This window comes from Klebsiella sp. V115_8 (assembly GCF_029967715.1).
GTDB lineage: Bacteria > Pseudomonadota > Gammaproteobacteria > Enterobacterales > Enterobacteriaceae > Klebsiella > Klebsiella quasipneumoniae.
The window spans coordinates 27,775-48,615 of the sequence record NZ_JASCAR010000028.1 but is presented as its reverse complement, the minus strand read 5'-3'; the positions used below and the strand labels follow the sequence as shown (position 1 = coordinate 48,615).

Genomic DNA, 20,841 nt, shown 5'->3' with positions numbered 1-20,841 from the left:
TTTACTTGACGATTTTCACATCCGGCAGGCTGCCGGTCAGGCCGTTGTAGATATCCGGTTTAAAGCCGGTGACGCGGGCGCTGCTGGCGGAAAGAATATTGCGATAGCCGAGCAGGATCACCGGCGGATCGTCGGCCAGCACTTTGTACAGCTGGTGATAGATCGGCTTGCGCTGTTCGATGTCGAGCACCGCGTTGCCGGCGTTAATCAGCTTATCGACCTCCGCGTTGTGGTAGCCGGACGCTTTCGCTTCGCTGCTGTAGAAATCCCATACCCCGTCGTGCGGGTCGTTGAGGGTGCTGGTGCTGAACGAGGCCAGATCGTAATTTCCGGCTTTGCGCTGCGCCATCAGGGCGTTGAAATCCACCACCTGCGGCTTAAGCAGCACGCCGATCTGCCGCCAGTTCTCTTTGGCGATGGGGATCAACGCATCGTTGAGCACCTTCTTGCTCACCAGCAGGGTCAGCTCCAGACGCTGGCCCTCTTTGACGCGGATACCGTCGGCGCCAGCTTTCCAGCCGGCCTCATCCAGCAGCTTTTTCGCCTGCGCCGGATCGTAAGGGTAAGGACTGACGCCTTCTGCGTTAAAGGCCCAGGAGATAGGAGCGATCGGCTCGATGGCGACTTTGCCGTACCCTTGATAGACCACGTCGATCAGCTTTTGCCGGTCCAGGCCGTAAATCAGCGCCTGGCGCACCCGCTTATCCTGCAGCGCCGGGCGATGAACGTTGAATTCCACCTGGCTGTAGTCGCTGGAGCCGTAAAGGTTAATGTTGGCGAAGCCGAGCATCTTCAGCTGTTCGATATCGTCAGGACGTGAGGTAAAGGCGTCGTAGTCGGTCTCCCCGGTCTGGAACAGCTGGAAGTTGGTCGACGGATTGGTTACGCGATAGATAAAGCGCGGCGTTGGCGGCGTCCCACGGTAAAAGTGGCTATTGGCATGGAAGCGAATTTCCTGACCGGGAATATAGGTATCGTACACGTAAGGGCCGTTGCCCAGCGGCTTGCCGTGCAGTGAGCGCAGATAGTCGAGATTTCCCCGCTGATATCCTTTGCCGTACCAGGCTTTCGACAACACCGGCCCGCCAATTTTGGCCAGCGTGGTGGCGCCTGGCTGGGTGGTGGTCACCTGCAGGGTGAGCGGGTCGATGACCTTCAGACCGCTGACGCGGTCAGCCTTGCCGGCTTTGTATTCTGCGCCGCCGGCGATATTGGCCAGAGTGATGTCGGTATCGCCATCATATTTGGGGTCGAGCAGGACCGTCAGGGTAAAGGCGACATCTTCCGCCGTCAGCGGTGAACCGTCGCTGAAGGTCAGGCCAGGGCGCAATTTGATGGTATAGACTTTATTGTCCGGGCTGACCGTCCAGCTCTCCGCCAGCCCCGGGACCAGCTTGCCCTGGCTGTCCCAGTCGATCAGGCGTGAAAAAATGACGTTAGTGACGTTTTCATCCCAGCCGTTGACGAAAAAGTAGGGGTTGAAGATCCCCTGCGGCTCGGCGATCCCGGCCACTACCGTGTCCTTGCGCAGCTTAGCGCTGGCCGGGATCTGACTGGCGTCGGCGGCCGGGGTGATGCCTTCTTTCAGAAGACCCTCAGCAAAGACGGCAGAAGAAAATGCTACCACGCCGCCGAGCAGGGCCACTTTTAGCGCCAGGGCAAAGCGGGTTTTTCTGGTTTTTAATCCTTGTTGTAATCTGGACAAAAGTGCTACCTCATCAAGTGATTGCGTGGTGATTTACAATTCATGACGAAAGATAAGAGGCGCACTTCGCCCTGTCTAACACTGAAACGCTATGATTTATAACCAATTATCCTTAGCAAAGGTTCGGCAATATAATCCCATTCTTTGGCTATGAAGCAGTGGTTTCCGCTGCCCGATGAGAGTGGGCCAGCATGCTGTCCGCGACCCAGCCTTTCCATCGCGAGGTTCTGAACAGGCGTCACACCTGCGCGGTATTCGCCGGCTGGGCGAGAACGATGAGAGTGGACCCGTACCGACCGCCGTGTAAGGCGTAAGGCACCGTGACGGTCAGTTCCGGGTAGACATTAACGCTCCCTCGCCGCAGGGGGAAGCAGTGAGGGGGCGGTTGCGGTTAGCGGCTGCCAGAGCCGCTCGGGGTCGCGAAACCCCTCTTCGATGAGGGCATAAAAGCGGCTGGCGTGGAGACCGTCGACGAAGGCATGGTTAAATCGCCCGGCCACCGGGATCACGCCGTTCTGCAGTTTCCCCCAGGTGAGCGCCGGAACCGCGGCGCCCACCGCGTATTCCGCATGGGTCATCGAGGTGAAGTGGAGCCACGGCAGACAGCTGGCGCAGATAAAATGTTCGCCATCGACGATGAGCGGCGCAGGGGATGTCTCCCTTGCCGCGACGATCTTTGGCGTTGCCGCGGCGCTGAAGGTGGTGAACTCGGGGGCGTTGTCGCACCATACCTGGCGGAAGCCCTCCTCGACGGTCATCACCGGCGTCATGACCGCCAGACTGTCATATTCAATCACCTCGCCATTGCGCATGCGCTGTCGGAGCTGCGGGACCCCGTTGGCCGCGCGCAGCAGGGCATAGAGCGCGAGCTGAAAAAACGAGACCCGACGGTCCTTCGCACATTCGTACAGGCGCTGCGCCTCTATCGGAACGCAGAGATTAAAGCTGGGGTTGGCAAATTGTCGGTAAAAGGTGAAATGGTCCCGGCGGGGCCAGGCCGCGGTGTCGATGATCCGGTAATGTGCCATGGATGCCTCCTTATGGCTGGCGGTCTGCTGACTATGCGACGATTTCAATCAGGTTGCCATCGGGATCGGCGATCACCGCCTCATAATAGCCGTCGCCGGTGGTGCGCGGCGGTGAAACCAGTATTCCCGCCGCGCCGGCGCGCTGGGCAAGGGCATCGACCTGTTCTGCGCCGCCCACCGAGAGGGCCAGGTGCGCCCAGCCGGTATGGTTATTATCGGCGCTGGCCTGCTGCAGGTCAGGCTTGGTCATTAGCTCGATCACCACCTCGTCGTCGATGGTGACAAAATAGGAGGCAAAGCCGGGATTGGTCTGGCTGAGGTATTTTTCATTGATGCTGGCGGCAAAGAACTCGACCCAGAAGCGGGCCTGAGCCTCAAGCCGTTGGGTCCACAGGGCGAAATGGGCAATTTTCATGGTAAACCTCCGGGCAGGAACATTGACAATCACGGCAGGGCAGACGATTATGCTTGCTGTTGCTCGTTTATGATGATTTAAGGAGTTTCTTTGCTCGATTATGCTGCTTTTCCTCAACAGCGACAAGCGCTGATTTGCCAGATCCTGCAGGAAAACGGCAGGGTGGTGTGTGCGGAGTTGGCGGCGCGTCTTCAGGTGTCTGAGCACACCATCCGCCGCGATCTGCATGAGCTTAGCCGCGAAGGCGTCTGTAAAAAAGTCTACGGCGGGGCGGTGTTGAGCCTGCCGGAAGCGGGAGATTACAGTGAACGGAAAGATAAAAACCGAGCAACAAAACTCAGGATCGCGCAGCAGTGCGCCCGGCTGGTGAAACCCGGCGGCATCCTTTTCATTGATACCGGCACCACCAATCTGGCGATGGCCGAGGCGCTGCCCGCCGAGCTGGCGCTGACTGTGGTAACGAACTCTCCGGAGATCGCCGCGGTACTGGTGAAAAAGCCGCTCTACGAGGTGGTGATGCTCGGCGGCCAGGTGCAGCGGGCGAGCGGGGGCTGCGTTGGGGCCGCGGCGGTGGCTCAGGTGCAGGGGATGTTATTCGACCAGGGGTTTATCGGCGGCTGCGCCATGGCGCCAGAGTCGGGCCTGACCGGCTTTGACTATGCCGACTGCGAGTTTAAGAAAGCGGTGATTAAGCAGTGCAGCGAAATTATCATCGGCCTGACCTCGGATAAAATTCCGGCGGTGGCGCGATTCGTGGTGGCCACGAGCAGCGATATCGATGTGCTGGTGGTGGAGGAGAACATCAGTCGCGAATATCGCGTTGCCTTTCAGCAACACGATATTCGCATCCATACCGTGTAGCCGCTAGCGGGTGAGGGAGGTGGTGATAAGCCGCAGTCCCAGCGCCCCCAGCACCGTCGCGGTGGCGATATCGATTCGCCGCTTCAGCCGCAGGTAGACCCGACGCGGACGATCAGCGGAGAGTACCAGCGCCACCAGCGAATACCAGCTGACGTCGATCAGGAAACTCATCAGCGGCACGATGTAATAGAATGCGGTGGGGATCTGCGCCGGCAGCACGGCGGTAAAAATCGAGGCAAACACCAGCGCGGTTTTGGGATTGCTCAACTGAGTATACAGCCCGTCGCGGAAAGTCTTCAGCAACGAACGGTTGCCGTCCATGCCGCTGGCGGAAAAATCCATCGGCTGCGCCGAACCGCGGAAAATCTTATAGCCCAACCATAGCAGGTAGAGCCCGCCCGCTACTTTCAAGCCAATAAACAGCTCCGGCACCGCGGTGAGCACCTTCTGCAGGCCCAGCATCGCCATAATAGAAAAAATGGCGGCGCCGGCGCCGGTGCCCAGGGCGGTCACCAGACCGTGCAGGCGCGAGCGGGCGACCGCATTGCGCGCGACAAAAATAAAGCTCGGGCCGGGACTGATCACCCCCATGATCAGCACCGCGGCAAGGGCCATCAGGCTGGATAAGAACATAGCAACTCCTGGTATGTCCGCCGCCGGCAGGCGGTCGGCAACGTGGGGACGGTACGAGCAAACAGAGTAACAAACTGGCTCAGGAAAGCACGTGAAAACCTAGTGGAAAAGGCGAGGCTGAACGGGCATCCGCGGCGCGCGTTTTCTGCGCAACTGTTTGAATAACGATTCCCATTCCTGTCAGCGATGGTAAACTGAATAACTGTGATCTTTGTCATACCGTAATAACTACAGAGAAGAGACACTGCTATGCAACATATCATTGAGGGCTTCCTCAACTTCCAGAAAGAGATCTTCCCCCAGCGTAAAGAGCTCTTCCGCAGCCTGGCCTCCAGCCAGAATCCCAAAGCGCTTTTCATCTCCTGCTCTGACAGCCGTCTGGTGCCGGAACTGGTTACCCAGCAGGAGCCGGGACAGCTCTTTGTTATTCGTAATGCCGGGAATATCGTGCCGTCTTTCGGGCCGGAGCCGGGCGGTGTATCCGCGACCATCGAGTATGCCGTGGTTGCGCTGGGCGTGACGGATATCGTGATCTGCGGCCACTCTAACTGCGGGGCGATGAAAGCGATCGCCACCTGCCAGTGCCTGGAGCCGATGCCGGCGGTGTCTCACTGGCTGCGCTACGCTGATGCTGCGAAAGCGGTGGTGGAAAAGAAAACCTGGGCCAGCGAAACCGATAAGGTCAACGGCATGGTGCAGGAAAACGTCATCGCTCAGCTGAACAACATCAAAACCCATCCGTCGGTGGCGGTCGGTCTGCGCGACCAGACCCTGCGCCTGCACGGCTGGTTCTATGACATTGAAAGCGGCGAGATTCAGGCGCTGGATAAAAACACCAAATCCTTTGTTTCGCTGTCAGAAAATCCGGACGTCTTTTTCGAATAAAGCCGTTCCCAGGGCATGGAGGCCCTGTTCATCTCATCTCCTCACCACTACCACTCCACGCAAATTTTGCCGAAATGGGCGCCGCTTTGCAGATAGCGGAAGGCGTTTGGTAAGGCCGCAAAATCAAACACTTTATCGATGACCGGCCGCGACGCCTGCAGGTTCAGCGCGTTGACGTAGTCCTGTTGTTGCCGGCGATGACCCACCACCAGCCCCTGCAGTCGGGCCTGTTTACTCATCAGCAGATGGGTGGGCACATGACCTTCGAAGCCAGTCAGGACGCCGATCAGCGCGATGTGTCCGCCAACACTGACGGCCTCGAACGACTGGCCCAGGGTGCCCGGTCCGCCGAGCTCCAGGATAATATCGGCCCCGCGATGACCGGTAATGTCCTGCACCGTAGCGCCCCAGGCCGGGGTGGTGCGGTAATTGATGAGATGGTCAGCCCCCAGGGCGCGCGCGCGGGCGAGCTTTTCATCGGATGAGGAGGTGACGATGACCTGCGCGCCCATGCTTTTCGCCAGCTGCAGGGCGGTTATCGACACGCCGCCGGTGCCGAGCGTCAGCATCGTATCGCCCGCTTTTAGCCGCCCCTCCACCACCAGCGCGCGCCAGGCGGTGAGGCCGGAGGTGGTGATCGTCGCCGCCTCCCTGAAGCTCCATCCGTCAGGCGCATGGGTAAAATGACTGGCCGGTCTGACCACATACTGGCAGGCGAACCCCTCGGCGCCGTCGCCCGGCGTCTGGCTGAAGTCCTTCACCTGCGGGCCCGGACGGCCATCCAGCCACTGCGGGAAAAAGCCAGCGACCACCCGGTCGCCTGGCTGAAACTCGCTGACCCCGGCGCCAACCGCTTCGACCACCCCCGCGCCGTCCGCCATCAGGATCCGCCGATCGGCAGTGGGAATCACCCCCGTCGCTACCAGCAAATCGTGATAGTTCAGGGAGGTGGCGTGTAGCGCTACGCGGATCTCGCCTGCCGCCGGCGCGCCGGGGTCGGCAAGATCGACAAGCTGCAGATTATCCAGCGAACCGGGTTTGTTGACGATCCAGGCTTTCATCATGGGGCTCTCTTTTCCAGGGGATGCGCTAAGTATTGGCCCGTCATCGGCTGAACGCCACAGTGCGGCGGTCAGGAAATCACTGCCCGGAGAAAGAGGCGAAAAAAAAGCGCCGTTTTTGACGGCGCTTTTTTAATCGCGAAAGAGGGAAGAGATTATTTGCTCAGCTCAGCCGTCATATGGACGCGATTATTAAACTGGGCGCTGGTGATTTTATAGGACGCACCCTGCTCAGCGGCCTGGGCGGCGATTTTGGCTTCCGCACGGTCCAGGGTGGAAGCGGTGGCGCTGACGCTCTGGGCGAAGCTGACGGAAGAGAACAGCGACAGTGCAGCAACAGCAACGAAAGTTTTGATGGATTTCATGGTCATATTCCTTAATCTGGTGTCTGATATAGGGCTTGTCGCCCTGATGTGATAAAGAATACGCGCAACGCCTGGCGGTTTAAATCAAAACAATTTGCGAAACTCATTCAAATAATATGAATGATTTTCGGCCGGTCGCGATGCAGCACGTCGTTGCCGGGCTGGCCGTACCCCTGGTCTATAGCAACTCAGATCGGCGCAGAGGCGGCTAAACGTGGCCTCCGCGGTCATAAAATGATGAAAATGGGTATGGCTGACGAGGCGAAAATTACTTTTGATCCGCTCCAGTCCGTTGTAAACCCGCTTGCGATTGACGCCCAGCGTGTCTGCCATCTGATTAGTCGACTGTCCGCCGACCACGCCACGGATCATCTGCATCTCCAGGTCATTGAGTGGGGCTCGCAGCCGGGAGGAGCGACTCTGACGCTGATGGCGCGGCGCGAAAGGGCGGCTGCGATCTGCCAGACGGAGCAGAAGGCGGCGGATCTCCTGAACGCTTTCCCGCTGGCTGACCCACAGGAGGGTATCCGCGTAAAAGGCGCGTCCGCGTTTGACGTTGTTGGCGGAGGTAAATCCGACCACCAGGCCGGGATAGCGCTGGGCTAATTCAGCAGCGGCCTGATAATCGTGATAGTTTTCCAGCGCTAAAATAATCACATCCAGCCCGGCCGGATCGGGCAGATGGCTGAGCGGCAGTGAATGAATAATGTTCAGACCGGGCAAGGTTTCCTGAATATCTCTGAAACACTGGGCGAGGCCGATATTAAAATAAATATTATTGCTGTGAATTAAAATATTCAAAGAATAAACCCTGTTACAAGCGATCTAAACGGCGCGGGAAGGAGATTAGCTGCGAACCAGAAGTTTATTCATATCAGCAGGCGAGGTGTTTATATAATTCATCATGCCCGGCGGTTTGAAGGAATAAATTTCGGCTACACAAGCAGGATTAATATAATACCCTGCGCACTTAACGCGGATAATTAACACGCTTTCGACCCCCGCCTGGTTTAAGCGAGATTTTAAGGTCTGAATGACCTGCCATAATCGCTGCGCGGACGGACGGAGATTATTTTTCTCCCAGACGTTAATCATTAACTCTTCATCACTGACCAGACGTTCTCTGCCATGCGCCAGCAAATATTCCAATAAACACGCCATGGTGCTGCGCAGCTGAACTTGCGTTCGCGTCCCACGTAACGCGATAATTTCCCGATGATGCAGGCAGTAGAAAATATTATCCGCTAACTTATAGCCAAGTAGTTTATAGCCTGTAGTCATCCACCACTCCCTGACAAATCCCCGTATTGCCGGTGCAGAGTACCCGCCTGTGGCGGTCTGACCAAGTGAATTTTATGAGCTAGAATAATCAAAACAATTAACCACATTCACATACATAACTAGAATAAAAATCTGATAAAATCGCTCACTTCTGTTGGATTATGTGGTATAGGAAAAGTCTTAATCAAGAGGTGTGCGAAGTTAAGCGGTTGAAAATATAGGTGGTGGAAACAAAAAATTGCATTTACATTGATCTAGATCAATTTTATGCCTTTCAGGTGGCAATCACCATTTACATAGCAAAACAAAGATTGAAATAACAACGTTTAAGTGATGATAAGCTGATTCTGAACTTATGGAATTACCCAGGGAACTGTTCATTACTTTTCAGGAGCGTTTTTATGGTCATTGCAACTCGTAAGCCTCTGTGCAACAAACGCTGGGCCGCCAGCCCGGCCTCTCAGGATCTTCAGTTGACCCAGCTGCGTCACCCCTGGGTCGCCACCACCGCCAGCTGCAAAAGTAAAAAAGGCTGGAAGCGCCGCGGTTAACGGCTAATCCACTTCCCCGGACACCACGCCCCGGTTGCGTTAATGCCACGACCGGGGTTTTGCTGTGATCGGTGTTCTGCGTGAAGGTCACACCGGGCGCAGGCAGTAGCCTGAGGCGGTATTCTCCACGCTGGCGAATCCCGGCAGGCCAAGATGCATACCGCCGACGAGCCACCGCTCGTTGGCGGCCTGGCGCAGGAGACTTTCCCGTGTACGCCGCGCCTGGTCAGGATCGACGTCAAAGGCCACCGATGCCTCTGGCCGGGCGCTCTGGATCGAGGGAAAGTGGACGATATCCCCCCAGATCAGCAGCGACGTTCCGCCCGCCTCGAGGCGATATCCGGTATGCCCCGGCGTATGGCCGGGCAGGGGACATGGTCGGATCCCGGCGATCCGCTCATTTTCATCGATAGCACGAATTTGCGTCGCGCAGATCGCCATTACGCGCCGGACGAGCAGCACGTTGCGTTGTCCACGCTCGCTGGCGTTGTCCAGTGTCGACGGCGCCAGCCAGTAAGCGCTTTCCCGCGAGGGCAGGAACACCGTGGCGTTGGGATAAGCCGGTGTACCGGCGGCGGTCAGCAGGCCGCCGATATGGTCCGGGTGCGCGTGGGTGAGGAGGATGGTGTCAATGTCCTCAGGGCGGACGCCGAGCAGCGCCAGATTGGCGATAAGCGCGCCGCCGACGCCGTTGGCCCCGCCGGTGCCGGTATCCACCAGCACCGTGTGCCCGCGTCCGCGGATAAGGTAAGCGCCGATCTCAATGATCTCCGGCGAGATTACCCCGGCCTGGCGCTGCAGACGCGCCGCCTCTTCAGGGGCAATCCCCGCCAGTAACGTCAGCGGCGCCGTCATCTGGCCATCACTGATGGCGCTTATCGTCAGGTCGCCTGCTGTCAGGGAATAAAAGGGAGCTGGTGTCATGTTGACCTCACGCTTGCTCCGCCGGGTGACGCAACCGGGCGGTAATGGGCTGATAGACAAAGACGGCGGCCGTGGCGGCGTGGGGATGCAGGTCGTCACGCGGGACGATGGCGGCATAGCGGGCATGCCGGGTGGCCAGACCGCCGGGCTGCAGGACGACCGGCGCAGCGACGGGCAGGGCTTCCGCGGTATCGCTCAGCAGCAGCACCTCGTCCGGAGCAACCTCCCGCAGCGCGTTAGTTGTGAGATAGAGGTGGCGATGCCAGTCGGCGATCGCCGATTGCCAGCGGGCAAAATGACCGCCGCCGTTGCGGCGATAGGCGTCGCTGTCGATGACGGCGGCATCGCGGATATCGTGTAGCGCCAGGTAGCGAGGGCAGCCCTCGCTGAGCGCGCAGAAGCGCTGGGAGGCATGAAAACCGGGCACCGAGACCAGCGCCGGTAATTTTTCCAGATTGTAAAAGGTATTCCACGCCGCTTCGCTTTGCGGGTCGGTGTAGGCGCATTCGACGACATAGAGCATAGTGACCTCGAGAGACAGATGATTGAGCGCATAAGGCGCTTCAGTGAATTTACTTCATCCTATCTGGCGAAAATGGCGCTGAAAAACGATGTTTATTCAAGACTCAGTGATATTCTGTCACTGACTTTCAGTCAGCCCGCACAAGGAGCATTGGCTATGCGTCGTAAAATTCCCAGCAGCGCTGCGCTACTGGCCTTTGAGGCCGCCGCCCGCCACGGCAACTTTGCCCGCGCGGCGGCGGAGCTCGCATTAACGGAAGGGGCCATCAGCCGGCAGATCGGCCGTCTGGAAGCGCTCCTCGACAGCAAACTATTCGACAGAATCGGGAGCCGGGTACGGCTCAATCCGGCAGGCGCCCGCTATGCCAGACAGGTCCGCGAGATCCTCAGCAGGCTGGAGCGGGAAACCCTCGACGTCAGCGGGATGCCGGCCGATGGCCGCAGTCTGGAGATCGCCGTGCTCCCCACCTTCGCCAGCCGCTGGCTCATCCCCCGCCTCGGGCAGTTCACGGCGCAGCATCCGCATATCGTGGTCAATATCGCCGCTCGCAGCGACCCCTTCATTCTGCCGGGCAGCGGATTTGATGCGGCTATCCATTTTGATCACCCGGCGTGGACCGGAATGGATGTGACGTTTTTGTTTGCGGAGTATCTGCTGCCGGTCTGTCATGCTGCGCTGCTGACGGATAACGATCTCCCGGGGCTGCTGAACCGGCTGCCGCGCATTCATCGGCGGCAAAATCCGGATGCCTGGCTGCACTATGCCCGGGAGTGTGGTCTGGCGCTGGATAACCCGGCGCAGGGGCCGCGCTATGATCTGCATGAGATGGCGATCGCTGCGGTACTCAGCCAGCAGGGCGTGGCCCTGGTGCCGAAGATGTATGTGGAGAGCGAGCTGCGTAACGGGACGCTGGTCGCCCCGTGGCCGGGCTCCCCGACGCTGGCCAAGCGCTTCTGCCTGATCAAACCCGGCGGCGGCGAGGGGGAGCCTGCGCTGCAGGCGTTTGAGCGCTGGCTGCAGACGACGATTGCGGCAGGTTAGCTTAAGGCGTTCCCGGGCGTACGCTGCGCCGCCCGCTGGCGGGCATATTTGCCCGGCGATGTCCCGGCATAGCGGGTAAAAGCCACGCTGAACGCGCTGGCCGAGCCATAGCCGAGGCGCTCGGCGATATCCGCCATGCTGATGCCCGGCTCTCCCAGCCACCGCATCGCCAGGGTCATGCGCCAGCTCAACAGATAGCCCATCGGGGTCATTCCGGTCAGGCCGGTAAAGCGTTCAAATAACGTCGAGCGAGACAGCGCGCAGTCGGCGGCCAGGGCGTTGACGGTCCAGCGTCTGGCGGGGGCCTCATGCAGCAGACGGATTGCCTGGGCGATCCGCGGGTCGCTCAGGCCGCGCACCAGGCCTGGGGTGGCGAGTGTTTCGCAGGAGCGGATGGCCTCGATAAACAGCAGCTCAACCATCCGCGCCAGAACGAAAGATTTACCTGCGCGATCCGCCTGGGCTTCCTCTTTCAGCAGTCCGACAAAGGTGGCCAGCCGCGGCTGGTCGCGAACCACCACCAGGGCGGGCAGCAGCGAGGTCAGCAGGCTGGCGTTATCCGAATCGGCAGCGCAGTGGCCAATCAGCGCCAGAATCTCCGCCGGCTGGTCGAGGGCTCCCAGGCGAAAGTGTTCCTCCGCCAGTTTCACCGGGGTGGTCTCCAGCGCCGGTGAAGGCGGCGGGGTCAGGCTGGTAAGCGCGAAGCGGTACGCCGCCGGGATCAGCATAAAATCCCCGGCGCGCAGGGTCTGCGGCGGATGCTGGTCTATTTCCAGCCGACAGCCTCCTTCCAGCACCACGCCATAGAACGACATGCCCTGGTCCGAGCGAATGACGCGCCATTCTCCCGCCCCCTCAATGGTTTTGGTCAGCACCGCTCTGAGATTTAGCATCGCAATGATTTCCGCCAGCGGGTCGCTCATTTCCGGACTCCTGCTAAAGAATGATGGATTATTGACCCTATATCGTCCGGAGCGGGCTGTCTATGATGAAAAGGAAGAAGCCAATCGGAGACAGAGAGATGCAAACGATTATGATCACCGGCTGTTCATCGGGTTTTGGCCTGGAGACGGCGCGTTATTTTCTTGAACAGGGCTGGAAGGTTATCGCCACGATGCGGGTTCTGCGAGAGGATCTATTGCCAGCCAGCGACCGTCTGCGGCTGGTGCGCCTTGACGTCACCTCAGCGCAGAGTATCGCCGAGGCGATTGCCGAGGCCGGAGAGATTGACGTTCTGGTCAATAACGCCGGAGTGGGGATGCTCAACGCCCTGGAGGGGGCGTCGCACGAGGCGATAGCGAACCTGTTTGCCACCAATACTCTTGGGACTATCGCCATGACCCAGGCGGTACTTCCCCGGTTCAGAGCGCGCCGTAGCGGGACGATCGTGAATATCACCTCGGCGGTCACCCTACAGCCGATGCCCCTGCTGGCGGTCTATACCGCGAGTAAGGCGGCGGTGAACGCCTTCACGGCGTCCCTGGCGCTGGAGCTGCGGCCCTTCAATATTCGCGTCGGGGTGATCCTGCCGGGACGCGATCCCCAAACCCGCTTCGGGGAAAACGCGCGTGGAACGATGGGCCAGCTCCCGGAGAGCTATGCGGCGCTCGGCCAGCAGATCCTCGACAGCATCCAGGAAAACGCCAGCGTGACGCGGGCTGTCGATGTGGCTCAGGCCGTCTGGCGAATGGTGAACGATCCTGATGCCCCTTCGCGGCTGCCGGCAGGGGATGATGCCCTGGCGATGGCGCAGGCCAGTCGGAGTCGCGAATAATCGGCTTTAGCTTTGTCGTTGGCAGGGTTCGATAACGTTCAGGCGGGAAGCGCAGAAGGCGTGCGTTTTCCGGTCAAGATGCTGCAGGGTAATGTTGAGAGGGAATGATAAGAAACAAGATTGGTGCGTCTGAATGGACTCGAACCATCGACCCCCACCATGTCAAGGTGGTGCTCTAACCAACTGAGCTACAGACGCATTATGGTGCGTTTAATTGGACTCGAACCAACGACCCCCACCATGTCAAGGTGGTGCTCTAACCAACTGAGCTATAAACGCATAATGGTGCGTTCGATTGGACTCGAACCAACGACCCCCACCATGTCAAGGTGGTGCTCTAACCAACTGAGCTACGAACGCAATGTTGTGGTGACAACGGGGACGCATATTAGCGGCAGGCAGGGGATGTGGCAAGAGGTAAACGTCACTTTTCTTGTACATTGCTTGCGATTGCGGATCTTTTACCCATTCCGGCGATATTTTACTGAACCACAAGGATATTTCTTCGCCAGCAGGCGCCTCGCCTCTCTTTTCTCCGCGGGTCTCAACCTGCGCACAAAGGTTGCCGTTGTGTTAAATTATCGCCCACCAGAAGAGAGGAGTAATAACGAAGATGAAATCGATAGGTATTTTCTGCGGTTCTTCAGCTGGCGAACATCCGCTGTATCTCGACACTGCCCGACGGGTTGGCCACACGCTGGCGCAGCAGGGCCTGGCTGTTGTCTATGGCGGCGGCAAAGTTGGCTTGATGGGGGCGGTTGCCGATGCGGCGCTTGAGGCCGGGGGCGTGGTGATTGGCGTGATGCCGCGCGGCCTGGTGGAGCGGGAAATTGCCCATCGCGGGTTGACGGAGCTGCATGTGGTTGAGGATATGCACGAACGGAAAACCAAAATGGCGGCGCTGGCCGACGGCTTTATTGCTCTGCCGGGCGGAGCGGGGACGCTGGAAGAAATTTTCGAACAGTGGACCTGGGCGCAGCTGGGCATCCATGAAAAGCCGTGCGCATTTCTGAATATTAAAGGGTATTACGATCCGCTGCAGGCGATGGTCAATAACATGGTGCGGGAAGGGTTTATGCACCCGCGCTACGCGGAGATGCTGCCGTTTGCTGCCTCGGCAGAGGAGATTATCGCCGGTTTTCGCGACTATACGCCGCCGGCGCGTAAATGGGTTCAGCAGCCCGCTATTTAAACATCAAGCGAAGGGTAAACAGCGCGCAGACGATGAGCAGAACCAACAGCAATTCGAAGCGATAACGTTGCAGCATGATGTCCTCCTGAAAAAAAACCGGCGCTATTCAGCGCCGGTTTATCACCTTAACGCTCTGACCGTTATGCCGCCGGTTGTACCGCCGGTTTGGCTGCGTGGTGCGCCGCTTTGTGGTGCTTCTTCGCCGCCTGGGCTTTCTGCGCTACAGCCGGTTTCGCTGCGGCTTTGTGGTGCTTCTTCGCTGCCTGGGCTTTCTGCGCGACCGCCGGTTTCGCTGCGGCTTTATGGTGTTTCTTCGCTGCCTGGGCTTTCTGTTCGGCTGCCGGTTTCGCCGCCGCTTTATGGTGTTTCTTGTGATGAACGGTGGTGTGGCTGGCTGCGGCAGCCGGGGTGGTGGTCGCGGCATCGGCGGCGAAAGCAACAGATGACAGACCCATAGCAGCGGCAACAACCAGAGCTAATACTTTTTTCATGCTGAAATCCTCGAATTGGTTTCCTGAGTAACCCCACTGCGGGGCTGTTGGCCACACTATATGCATCTCCGGGGCGCTCATCAGTGAGTCTTTGGTGTCGGGGAGTAACGAAATGTACAACGCCGGAACAAAACTGAAGAAAGAAAAAGCCCGCCGGGGTGGCGGGCTTTGGCAGGGTTAGCGCGCGGCGCGCTGTAAGATAGTGCTGGAGGGCTGGCGCTGCAGAAAACGCATCCGCAGCATCATCATAATGGCGGCGGAGGTCAGGCCGATGATAAATCCGCACCAGAAGCCGGCGGGCCCCATGCGGGGGACAATCACGTCGGTCAGCGCCAGCAGGTAGCCGCTGGGCAAACCCAGCACCCAGTACGCGGTAAAGGTGATAAAAAAGATAGACCGCGTATCTTTATAGCCACGCAGGATACCGCTGCCGATCACCTGAATGGAGTCGGAGATCTGGTAGACCGCCGCCAGCAGCATCAGATGCGAGGCCAGCATCACCACCTCAGGGTTATCGTTATACAGCAGGGCAATCTGCTTACGCATCAGCACGGTAAAGATAGCGGTAAACACCGCCAGACAGACGCCCACGCCCACGCCCGTGCGGGCGGAAACCTGGGCATCGATCGTTGAGCCCTGGCCGAGGCGGAAGCCGACGCGAATGGTGACCGCGGCCGCCAGCGACAGCGGCAGAACGAACATCAGCGAGCTGAAGTTCAGCGCAATCTGGTGGCCGGCGACGTCAATGATCCCGAGCGGAGAGACCAGCAGCGCGACGACGGCAAACAGGGTCACTTCGAAGAACAGCGCCAGGGCGATGGGCAGCCCCAGCTGCACCAACCGCAGCAGAACGGCGAAATCGGGGCCGCTGAAGCCCTCGGCGCAGCGGATATCGCGCATCGAACGCGCCCGGCGCACCCACCACAGCATGCTGGCGAACATCACCCAGTAAACGGAGGCCGTCGCCACGCCGCAGCCGACGCCGCCCAGCTCCGGCATGCCAAAATGGCCATAGATAAAAATGTAGTTCACCGGAATGTTGACCAGTAAACCGATAAAGCCCATGACCATCCCGGGCTTGGTTTTCGCCAGCCCTTCACACTGGTTACGGGCGACCTGGAAGAACAGGTAGCCCGGCGCTCCCCACAGCAGCGCGCGCAGATAGCCAACCGCTTTCTCCGCCAGCAGCGGATCGATGTTGTGCATGGAGCTGATGATATACCCGGCATTCCACAGCACGATCATGATCAGCACCGAGACCAGCCCCGCCAGCCAGAAGCCCTGACGCACCTGCGGCGCGATACGCTCCCGCCGCCCGGAGCCATTGAGCTGCGCCACCACCGGGGTCAGCGCCAGCAGCAGCCCGTGGCCGAAGAGAATGGCCGGTAGCCAGATGGAGGTCCCGATGGCCACCGCGGCCATATCGGTAGCGCTGTAGCCGCCCGCCATCACGGTATCGACAAAACCCATCGCCGTCTGCGCCACTTGCGCAAGAATGACGGGTATAGCCAGAGCTAATAACTGACGCGCTTCAATGAAATACTTCTGCACGTGAACACCTTTGTATTGTTGTTTTTTTGAGACTAAAAAAGCCGCCGTAACTGGCAGCAAGGGGATAAAAATGAGGAAATTCCAGTCTATTGTAGCGAGGATTAGCCATTAAGCCAGTGAAAAAAGAGTCGAGGCACGAAGCGCGCTGGCAACCGCTCAGCCCTCCTGTTATTGTTCCCGATAGCGAAAACGGTAATGATACCGTCATGATTTTCAACAGGAGCCAAACATGTTTACTGGTATTGTTCAGGGAACCGCGAAAGTGGTCTCCATTGATGATAAACCCAATTTTCGCACCCACGTGGTGGAGCTGCCGGCGCATATGCTGGAGGGGCTCGAAACCGGGGCATCGGTAGCCAACAACGGCTGCTGCCTGACGGTGACCGACATCAACGGCGCGCGCATCAGCTTCGATCTGATGAAAGAGACGCTGCGGATTACCAACCTCGGCGATATTCAGGTCGGGGATGAAGTCAATGTCGAACGGGCGGCGAAATTCAGTGATGAAATCGGCGGGCATTTGATGTCCGGCCATATTATGACCACGGCGGAAATCGTGAAGATCCTTACTTCCGAAAATAACCGTCAGATCTGGTTTAAAGTACAGGATCCGACGCTGATGAAATATATCCTTTATAAAGGATTCATCGGTATCGATGGCATCAGCCTGACGGTAGGCGAGGTGACGGCAACCCGATTCTGCGTGCATCTTATTCCGGAGACGCTGCAGCGGACCACGCTGGGGGCGAAGAAGCTGGGCGACCGCGTCAATATCGAGATCGACCCGCAAACCCAGGCGGTTGTCGATACGGTTGAACGCGTGCTGGCGGCGAAAGAGGTCGCGGCTAAGGTCAGTGAAGCCTGACAAACACTCCCCCGCCGGTGAGCGGGGGAGTGTTTTTTAACGGGCGACGCGCAGTCCGTGTTCAATCCCGCGCGAGAACACCACCTGCCAGAGCTGAATGTCGCGGGCGCGGAAGGCGCCGGCGCAGGCGTTCAGGTAATAACTGAACATGCGTTTGAAACGCTCAGAATAGTTATCGGCAATTTCCGGCCAGCTGGCGAGGAAACGCTCATACCAGGCCATCAGGGTGGTGTCATAATCGGCGCCGAAGTTGTGCCAGTCTTCCATCACAAAGTGCTTCTCGCTGGCATCGGCGATCTGCCGTACCGACGGCAGGCAGCCGTTAGGGAAGATATATTTATTGATCCACGGGTCAACGTTATGGTCGGTGACTTTGGAACCGATGGTGTGCAGTAAGAAGCGGCCGTTGGGTTTCAAATTACGATCGGCGACCTCAAAGTAGGTGGCGTAATTTTTGGGACCCACGTGTTCGAACATGCCGACGGAGACGATGCGGTCGAAGCTGTCGTGCAGATCGCGATAATCCTGAAGACGGATATCCACGTCAAGGCCATCGCAGCGCGCCTGGGCCATCTTTTGCTGTTCGGCGGAGATGGTCACGCCGACAACGCTCACCTGGTAATTCCGCGCCATATATTCGGCAAGACCGCCCCAGCCGCAGCCGATATCCAGCACTCGCATGCCTGGCTCGAGCTCCAGCTTACGGCAGATGAGATCCAGCTTATCCTGCTGCGCGGCTTCGAGGGTCTGCGCCTCTTTCCAGTACCCGCAGGAATATTGCATGTAGGGATCCAGCATCCGGCTGAAAAGATCGTTGCCGAGGTCATAGTGCTCTTTGCCGACGATCCAGGCGCGTTTTTTACTTTGCAGGTTAAACAGGCGAGCGCCTGCGATGCGGAGTGTGTCTTTGAAATGGTGAGGGAGTTGTTTTTCCAGCCCGGCGCGGAGCACTTTATGGAAGAATATATCCAGACGCTCGCAGTCCCACCAGCCGTCCATATAGCTTTCGCCTAAACCCAGCGACCCCTCCTGCAATACGCGTTTAAAAAAAAGAGGGTTTTTAATCCGCAGGTCTGACGGCGCGGAGCCATTGATTTCAATTCCCGCACGGCCCAACAATTCAGCTGCAATCCGGTACCAGTCATCATTTGGTACACTTACTTCTTCTATACACGATGAACTCATAGCTTCTCCATCACGCCCAAGTGATCAGAACCTTAAAACAGCGTAGACGCTTTTTTGGCTTTGTGAGAAATCTCACGGATAATCCGTGAAGTCGCTATCCGACGTAGAACAGAGGAAGGGAGATAACCCTTGCCGAAAGGCCTTCCATGGTGAAACGGAGGCATCCTGCATCCGTTAATCTGTTAAATATTTTTTATTTATGTGAACCCGGATCCAGTATAGGACGCTAAGTACTGGCTTTCAATAAAAATATCTTAGCGTGCTAACCACTGGTCCGGGCTCTGGCGACGGGCGTCAGGCGTGGGAAGAGTGGGCCGCCAGCGCTGGAGTCTGCTGCAGGCGATAACCCACTCCGGCTAACAAAATAGAGACCAGCATCACGCTGGTGGTGGTCAGCAGCGGCGTGGCGATCAGCGCGGAGACTAGCAGGCTGGTCAGGAAGCACAGGCCAAGCTGGAGGGTGTTCTGCAGCGCCGCCGCGCGGCCGGTTGCCTGCGGGAAAGGCTTCAGCGCCTGAGCGACCACGATGGGGTAGATCCCGCCGTTGACCACCGCCATCAGGCAGAACGGGATCATCAACGCCACCAGCGAGGCATGCGTTTGCAGACCCACCAGCCAGGTGGCGGCGACGCTGACGGCGAAGACCACCAGCAGCCACGGGAGCATTTGTTGCCCGGACCATTTTTGCAGCAGCGCGCGACAGCCATAGCCGCCCACCAGAAAAGCGATGGTCTGCGGGATATAGCTCAGGCCGATGGCGGTCGGGCCGTAGCCCATCTCATGAAGGATAAACGGCGAACCGGTAAGCCAGGCGAAGAAGCTGGCGGAGCAGGCGGCGTAGATCAGGACGTTGCCGCTGTATTCCCGGGAGCGCAGCAGCGCCAGAAAAGTGATTTTCTTTTCAGCCACTGTGGCCGACTTAGCGGCGGCCTTCAGGCGCAGGGCAGGCAGCATCAGCAGCAGAGTGATGGCAAACAAGGTGGCGAAGATGGCTTGCCACTCGAAGTGTACCAGCAGCCAGCTGCCCAGCAGCGGGGCCAGCGCAGGGGACAGTCCTACCAGCGGCATAATAGTGGCGAAGATGCGGTTGGTGCGCTGGGCGGGATAGTAATCGGTCACCATCGCCTGCCAGGTGACCGCCGCGGCGCAGACGCCAATCGCCTGCAGAAAACGCAGCGCCAGCATCAGCGTGGCGTTCTGCACCCACAGCATTCCCAGGCAGCCGACCGCGAAAATCGCCAGGCCGCTCAGCAGCACCGGTTTGCGCCCGTAGCGGTCTGACAGCGGCCCCCAGAAGAGCTGGCCCAGCGCGAATCCGGCGAGGAACAGGCTCAGGCTGGCGCTAATGGATGCGGCGGAGGTGTCGAGATCCTGCTGCATGGCGGCAAATGCCGGCAGGTACATATCGGTGGCCAGAAAGCCCAGCACGCTCAGGCCGGCCAGCCAGACTAAAAATCCTTTCCCAGGTTGTGACATAACGTTCTCATTTTTGGAGTACAGGTACGATGCCGCAGAGTGTATGGAGTGCATTGTGGCTTGTGAAACGCTAATATTTGTCACATGCATTCAAAAATTTTGCAGGCAGAAAATGTGGTCTGAATACTCTCTGGAAGTGGTTGATGCCGTCGCCCGGAACGGCAGCTTTAGCGCGGCGGCGCAGGAGCTCCATCGGGTGCCTTCCGCCGTCAGCTATACCGTGCGTCAGCTCGAAGAGTGGCTGGCCGTCCCGTTGTTTGAGCGCCGTCATCGTGATGTGGAGCTGACCCCCGCCGGGGTCTGGTTTTTACAGGAAGGGCGCTCTGTTATCAAAAAAATGCAGATCACCCGCCAGCAGTGCCAGCAAATTGCCAACGGCTGGCGCGGGCAGTTGTCGATCGCGGTGGACGATATCGTGAAACCCGCGCGGATGCGCCAGATGATCGTGGATTTCTATCGCCATTTTCCCGACGTCGAGCTGATCGTTTTTCAGGAAGTGTTCAATGGGGTATGGGATGCGCTGGCCGACGGCCGCGTGGAGCTGGCGATTGGCGCAACGCGCTCTATTCCGGTCGGGGGCCGCTATGCGTTCCGCGATATGGGGATGCTGAGCTGGGACTGCGTGGTGGCGAGCGATCACCCGCTGGCGAAGATGGCGGGGCCGCTGAGCGACGATGTCCTGCGCAACTGGCCGTCGCTGGTGCGGGAAGATACCTCGCGTTCGTTGCCCAAACGGACAACGTGGCTGCTGGATAACCAGAAGAGGGTGGTGGTCCCCGACTGGGAATCGTCGGCAACCTGTCTGTCGGCAGGGCTCTGCGTCGGCATGGTGCCAAGCCATTTCGCCCGGCCATGGGTGGATCGCGGCGAGTGGACCGCCCTGGCGCTGGAAAATCCGTTTCCGGATGCGGCCTGCTGTCTGACCTGGCAGCAGAATGATGCTTCACCGGCGTTAAACTGGATGCTGGACTACCTGGGGGACAGCGACACGCTGAATCGGGAGTGGCTGCGGGCGCCGGAATGATCCGCGCCCG

General features: G+C 58.7%; 23 protein-coding genes and 3 tRNA genes. 8 read left to right on the top strand and 18 right to left on the bottom strand.

Annotated features, from left to right (window positions below):
* Window position 1 precedes the first annotated feature (1 nt).
* From QLG03_RS11910 to QLG03_RS11900, 3 genes are all read right to left on the bottom strand, one after another.
* Complete coding sequence (locus QLG03_RS11910) at window positions 2–1,705, bottom strand: ABC transporter substrate-binding protein (RefSeq protein ID WP_255987766.1); 1,704 nt, start codon at window positions 1,703–1,705, stop codon at window positions 2–4.
* Between the two features lie 344 nt (window positions 1,706–2,049).
* Window positions 2,050–2,733, bottom strand: a complete 684-nt coding sequence (locus tag QLG03_RS11905; protein ID WP_178944817.1) for a CatA-like O-acetyltransferase, family 1 — start codon at window positions 2,731–2,733, stop codon at window positions 2,050–2,052.
* 31 nt (window positions 2,734–2,764) lie between these two features.
* The gene (locus QLG03_RS11900; RefSeq protein ID WP_255987762.1) at window positions 2,765–3,148 is read right to left on the bottom strand and encodes a VOC family protein; all 384 of its coding nucleotides are present in this window, start codon (window positions 3,146–3,148) and stop codon (window positions 2,765–2,767) included.
* Window positions 3,149–3,238: 90 nt separating this feature from the next.
* Here QLG03_RS11900 and QLG03_RS11895 point away from each other — a divergent pair, with 90 nt between their 5' ends.
* The gene (locus QLG03_RS11895) at window positions 3,239–4,009 is read left to right on the top strand and encodes a DeoR/GlpR family DNA-binding transcription regulator (RefSeq protein WP_023289967.1); all 771 of its coding nucleotides are present in this window, start codon (window positions 3,239–3,241) and stop codon (window positions 4,007–4,009) included.
* Window positions 4,010–4,012: 3 nt separating this feature from the next.
* On the opposite strand, the gene QLG03_RS11890 is transcribed toward QLG03_RS11895, so the two are convergent.
* On the bottom strand, window positions 4,013–4,642 hold the full coding sequence (locus tag QLG03_RS11890; RefSeq protein WP_048297657.1) for a LysE family transporter: 630 nt from the start codon (window positions 4,640–4,642) through the stop codon (window positions 4,013–4,015).
* A gap of 249 nt (window positions 4,643–4,891) precedes the next feature.
* Between QLG03_RS11890 and QLG03_RS11885 the strand changes: the two genes are divergently transcribed.
* Entirely contained in the window at window positions 4,892–5,527 is a 636-nt protein-coding gene (locus QLG03_RS11885; protein ID WP_023289965.1) for a carbonic anhydrase, read from the top strand.
* 47 nt (window positions 5,528–5,574) lie between these two features.
* Here the strand turns inward: QLG03_RS11885 and QLG03_RS11880 are convergent, their stop codons facing one another.
* The 4 genes from QLG03_RS11880 to QLG03_RS11865 form a co-directional block, all read right to left on the bottom strand.
* Window positions 5,575–6,591, bottom strand: a complete 1,017-nt coding sequence (locus QLG03_RS11880) for an NAD(P)-dependent alcohol dehydrogenase (RefSeq protein WP_255987758.1) — start codon at window positions 6,589–6,591, stop codon at window positions 5,575–5,577.
* Between the two features lie 152 nt (window positions 6,592–6,743).
* Window positions 6,744–6,953 (bottom strand): YdgH/BhsA/McbA-like domain containing protein, encoded by a 210-nt coding sequence (locus QLG03_RS11875; RefSeq protein ID WP_004202908.1) that lies wholly within the window; start codon window positions 6,951–6,953, stop codon window positions 6,744–6,746.
* A gap of 84 nt (window positions 6,954–7,037) precedes the next feature.
* The gene (locus QLG03_RS11870; protein ID WP_023289963.1) at window positions 7,038–7,754 is read right to left on the bottom strand and encodes a hypothetical protein; all 717 of its coding nucleotides are present in this window, start codon (window positions 7,752–7,754) and stop codon (window positions 7,038–7,040) included.
* A gap of 45 nt (window positions 7,755–7,799) precedes the next feature.
* Entirely contained in the window at window positions 7,800–8,234 is a 435-nt protein-coding gene (locus tag QLG03_RS11865) for a winged helix-turn-helix domain-containing protein (RefSeq protein WP_023289962.1), read from the bottom strand.
* Window positions 8,235–8,635: 401 nt separating this feature from the next.
* Between QLG03_RS11865 and QLG03_RS11860 the strand changes: the two genes are divergently transcribed.
* Window positions 8,636–8,785 (top strand): hypothetical protein, encoded by a 150-nt coding sequence (locus QLG03_RS11860; protein WP_023289961.1) that lies wholly within the window; start codon window positions 8,636–8,638, stop codon window positions 8,783–8,785.
* An 87-nt stretch (window positions 8,786–8,872) separates the two neighbouring features.
* On the opposite strand, the gene QLG03_RS11855 is transcribed toward QLG03_RS11860, so the two are convergent.
* Both QLG03_RS11855 and QLG03_RS11850 read right to left on the bottom strand, forming a co-directional pair.
* On the bottom strand, window positions 8,873–9,709 hold the full coding sequence (locus tag QLG03_RS11855) for an MBL fold metallo-hydrolase (RefSeq protein ID WP_117136082.1): 837 nt from the start codon (window positions 9,707–9,709) through the stop codon (window positions 8,873–8,875).
* 7 nt (window positions 9,710–9,716) lie between these two features.
* A complete protein-coding gene (locus QLG03_RS11850; protein ID WP_107112235.1) occupies window positions 9,717–10,232 on the bottom strand; it encodes a hypothetical protein in 516 nt (171 codons plus the stop codon).
* A gap of 156 nt (window positions 10,233–10,388) precedes the next feature.
* On the opposite strand from QLG03_RS11850, the gene QLG03_RS11845 reads away from it, so the two are divergent.
* The gene (locus QLG03_RS11845; protein ID WP_274578559.1) at window positions 10,389–11,273 is read left to right on the top strand and encodes a LysR substrate-binding domain-containing protein; all 885 of its coding nucleotides are present in this window, start codon (window positions 10,389–10,391) and stop codon (window positions 11,271–11,273) included.
* Here the strand turns inward: QLG03_RS11845 and QLG03_RS11840 are convergent.
* Window positions 11,270–12,196: an AraC family transcriptional regulator gene (locus tag QLG03_RS11840; protein ID WP_274578558.1), complete on the bottom strand. Its 927-nt coding sequence runs from the start codon at window positions 12,194–12,196 to the stop codon at window positions 11,270–11,272. The genes QLG03_RS11845 and QLG03_RS11840 overlap by 4 nt on opposite strands.
* A 98-nt stretch (window positions 12,197–12,294) precedes the next feature.
* Between QLG03_RS11840 and QLG03_RS11835 the strand changes: the two genes are divergently transcribed.
* Window positions 12,295–13,047, top strand: a complete 753-nt coding sequence (locus QLG03_RS11835; RefSeq protein ID WP_255987751.1) for an SDR family oxidoreductase — start codon at window positions 12,295–12,297, stop codon at window positions 13,045–13,047.
* Window positions 13,048–13,168: 121 nt separating this feature from the next.
* On the opposite strand, the gene QLG03_RS11830 is transcribed toward QLG03_RS11835, so the two are convergent.
* The 3 genes from QLG03_RS11830 to QLG03_RS11820 all read right to left on the bottom strand — a co-directional run bounded on the left by QLG03_RS11830 (window position 13,169) and on the right by QLG03_RS11820 (window position 13,407).
* A tRNA-Val gene (locus QLG03_RS11830) sits at window positions 13,169–13,245 on the bottom strand.
* Window positions 13,246–13,249: 4 nt separating this feature from the next.
* Window positions 13,250–13,326: transfer RNA gene (locus QLG03_RS11825), tRNA-Val, on the bottom strand.
* A 4-nt stretch (window positions 13,327–13,330) separates the two neighbouring features.
* Window positions 13,331–13,407 (bottom strand) — tRNA-Val (locus QLG03_RS11820).
* 253 nt (window positions 13,408–13,660) lie between these two features.
* Between QLG03_RS11820 and QLG03_RS11815 the strand changes: the two genes are divergently transcribed.
* Complete coding sequence (locus QLG03_RS11815; protein WP_049013570.1) at window positions 13,661–14,239, top strand: TIGR00730 family Rossman fold protein; 579 nt, start codon at window positions 13,661–13,663, stop codon at window positions 14,237–14,239.
* 140 nt (window positions 14,240–14,379) lie between these two features.
* Here the strand turns inward: QLG03_RS11815 and asr are convergent, their stop codons facing one another.
* The gene (asr, locus tag QLG03_RS11810) at window positions 14,380–14,730 is read right to left on the bottom strand and encodes an acid resistance repetitive basic protein Asr (RefSeq protein ID WP_085551040.1); all 351 of its coding nucleotides are present in this window, start codon (window positions 14,728–14,730) and stop codon (window positions 14,380–14,382) included.
* 177 nt (window positions 14,731–14,907) lie between these two features.
* Window positions 14,908–16,281, bottom strand: coding sequence for an MdtK family multidrug efflux MATE transporter (gene mdtK, locus QLG03_RS11805; protein ID WP_023289948.1), 1,374 nt, complete (start codon window positions 16,279–16,281; stop codon window positions 14,908–14,910).
* Between the two features lie 229 nt (window positions 16,282–16,510).
* On the opposite strand from mdtK, the gene QLG03_RS11800 reads away from it, so the two are divergent.
* A complete protein-coding gene (locus tag QLG03_RS11800) occupies window positions 16,511–17,146 on the top strand; it encodes a riboflavin synthase (RefSeq protein ID WP_023289947.1) in 636 nt (211 codons plus the stop codon).
* A gap of 36 nt (window positions 17,147–17,182) precedes the next feature.
* Here QLG03_RS11800 and cfa read toward each other — a convergent pair whose 3' ends face one another.
* Together cfa and punC are read right to left on the bottom strand one after the other, a co-directional pair.
* Entirely contained in the window at window positions 17,183–18,331 is a 1,149-nt protein-coding gene (cfa, locus tag QLG03_RS11795) for a cyclopropane fatty acyl phospholipid synthase (RefSeq protein WP_023289946.1), read from the bottom strand.
* 294 nt (window positions 18,332–18,625) lie between these two features.
* Complete coding sequence (gene punC / locus QLG03_RS11790; protein ID WP_032453123.1) at window positions 18,626–19,807, bottom strand: purine nucleoside transporter PunC; 1,182 nt, start codon at window positions 19,805–19,807, stop codon at window positions 18,626–18,628.
* Between the two features lie 112 nt (window positions 19,808–19,919).
* On the opposite strand from punC, the gene punR reads away from it, so the two are divergent.
* The gene (gene punR / locus QLG03_RS11785) at window positions 19,920–20,831 is read left to right on the top strand and encodes a DNA-binding transcriptional activator PunR (protein ID WP_004202889.1); all 912 of its coding nucleotides are present in this window, start codon (window positions 19,920–19,922) and stop codon (window positions 20,829–20,831) included.
* Window positions 20,832–20,841 lie beyond the last annotated feature (10 nt).

Bases quoted from the DNA above. Each gene is read 5' to 3' on its own strand.
- QLG03_RS11905 (WP_178944817.1), bottom strand. From the start codon at position 2,733: ATGGCACATTACCGGATCATCGACACCGCGGCCTGGCCCCGCCGGGAC.
- QLG03_RS11900 (WP_255987762.1), bottom strand. From the start codon at position 3,148: ATGAAAATTGCCCATTTCGCCCTGTGGACCCAACGGCTTGAGGCTCAG.
- QLG03_RS11890 (WP_048297657.1), bottom strand. From the start codon at position 4,642: ATGTTCTTATCCAGCCTGATGGCCCTTGCCGCGGTGCTGATCATGGGG.
- QLG03_RS11885 (WP_023289965.1), top strand. From the start codon at position 4,892: ATGCAACATATCATTGAGGGCTTCCTCAACTTCCAGAAAGAGATCTTC.
- QLG03_RS11880 (WP_255987758.1), bottom strand. From the start codon at position 6,591: ATGATGAAAGCCTGGATCGTCAACAAACCCGGTTCGCTGGATAATCTG.
- QLG03_RS11875 (WP_004202908.1), bottom strand. From the start codon at position 6,953: ATGAAATCCATCAAAACTTTCGTTGCTGTTGCTGCACTGTCGCTGTTC.
- QLG03_RS11865 (WP_023289962.1), bottom strand. From the start codon at position 8,234: ATGACTACAGGCTATAAACTACTTGGCTATAAGTTAGCGGATAATATT.
- QLG03_RS11860 (WP_023289961.1), top strand. From the start codon at position 8,636: ATGGTCATTGCAACTCGTAAGCCTCTGTGCAACAAACGCTGGGCCGCC.
- QLG03_RS11855 (WP_117136082.1), bottom strand. From the start codon at position 9,709: ATGACACCAGCTCCCTTTTATTCCCTGACAGCAGGCGACCTGACGATA.
- QLG03_RS11850 (WP_107112235.1), bottom strand. From the start codon at position 10,232: ATGCTCTATGTCGTCGAATGCGCCTACACCGACCCGCAAAGCGAAGCG.
- QLG03_RS11845 (WP_274578559.1), top strand. From the start codon at position 10,389: ATGCGTCGTAAAATTCCCAGCAGCGCTGCGCTACTGGCCTTTGAGGCC.
- QLG03_RS11840 (WP_274578558.1), bottom strand. From the start codon at position 12,196: ATGAGCGACCCGCTGGCGGAAATCATTGCGATGCTAAATCTCAGAGCG.
- QLG03_RS11835 (WP_255987751.1), top strand. From the start codon at position 12,295: ATGCAAACGATTATGATCACCGGCTGTTCATCGGGTTTTGGCCTGGAG.
- QLG03_RS11815 (WP_049013570.1), top strand. From the start codon at position 13,661: ATGAAATCGATAGGTATTTTCTGCGGTTCTTCAGCTGGCGAACATCCG.
- asr (WP_085551040.1), bottom strand. From the start codon at position 14,730: ATGAAAAAAGTATTAGCTCTGGTTGTTGCCGCTGCTATGGGTCTGTCA.
- QLG03_RS11800 (WP_023289947.1), top strand. From the start codon at position 16,511: ATGTTTACTGGTATTGTTCAGGGAACCGCGAAAGTGGTCTCCATTGAT.
- cfa (WP_023289946.1), bottom strand. From the start codon at position 18,331: ATGAGTTCATCGTGTATAGAAGAAGTAAGTGTACCAAATGATGACTGG.
- punC (WP_032453123.1), bottom strand. From the start codon at position 19,807: ATGTCACAACCTGGGAAAGGATTTTTAGTCTGGCTGGCCGGCCTGAGC.
- punR (WP_004202889.1), top strand. From the start codon at position 19,920: ATGTGGTCTGAATACTCTCTGGAAGTGGTTGATGCCGTCGCCCGGAAC.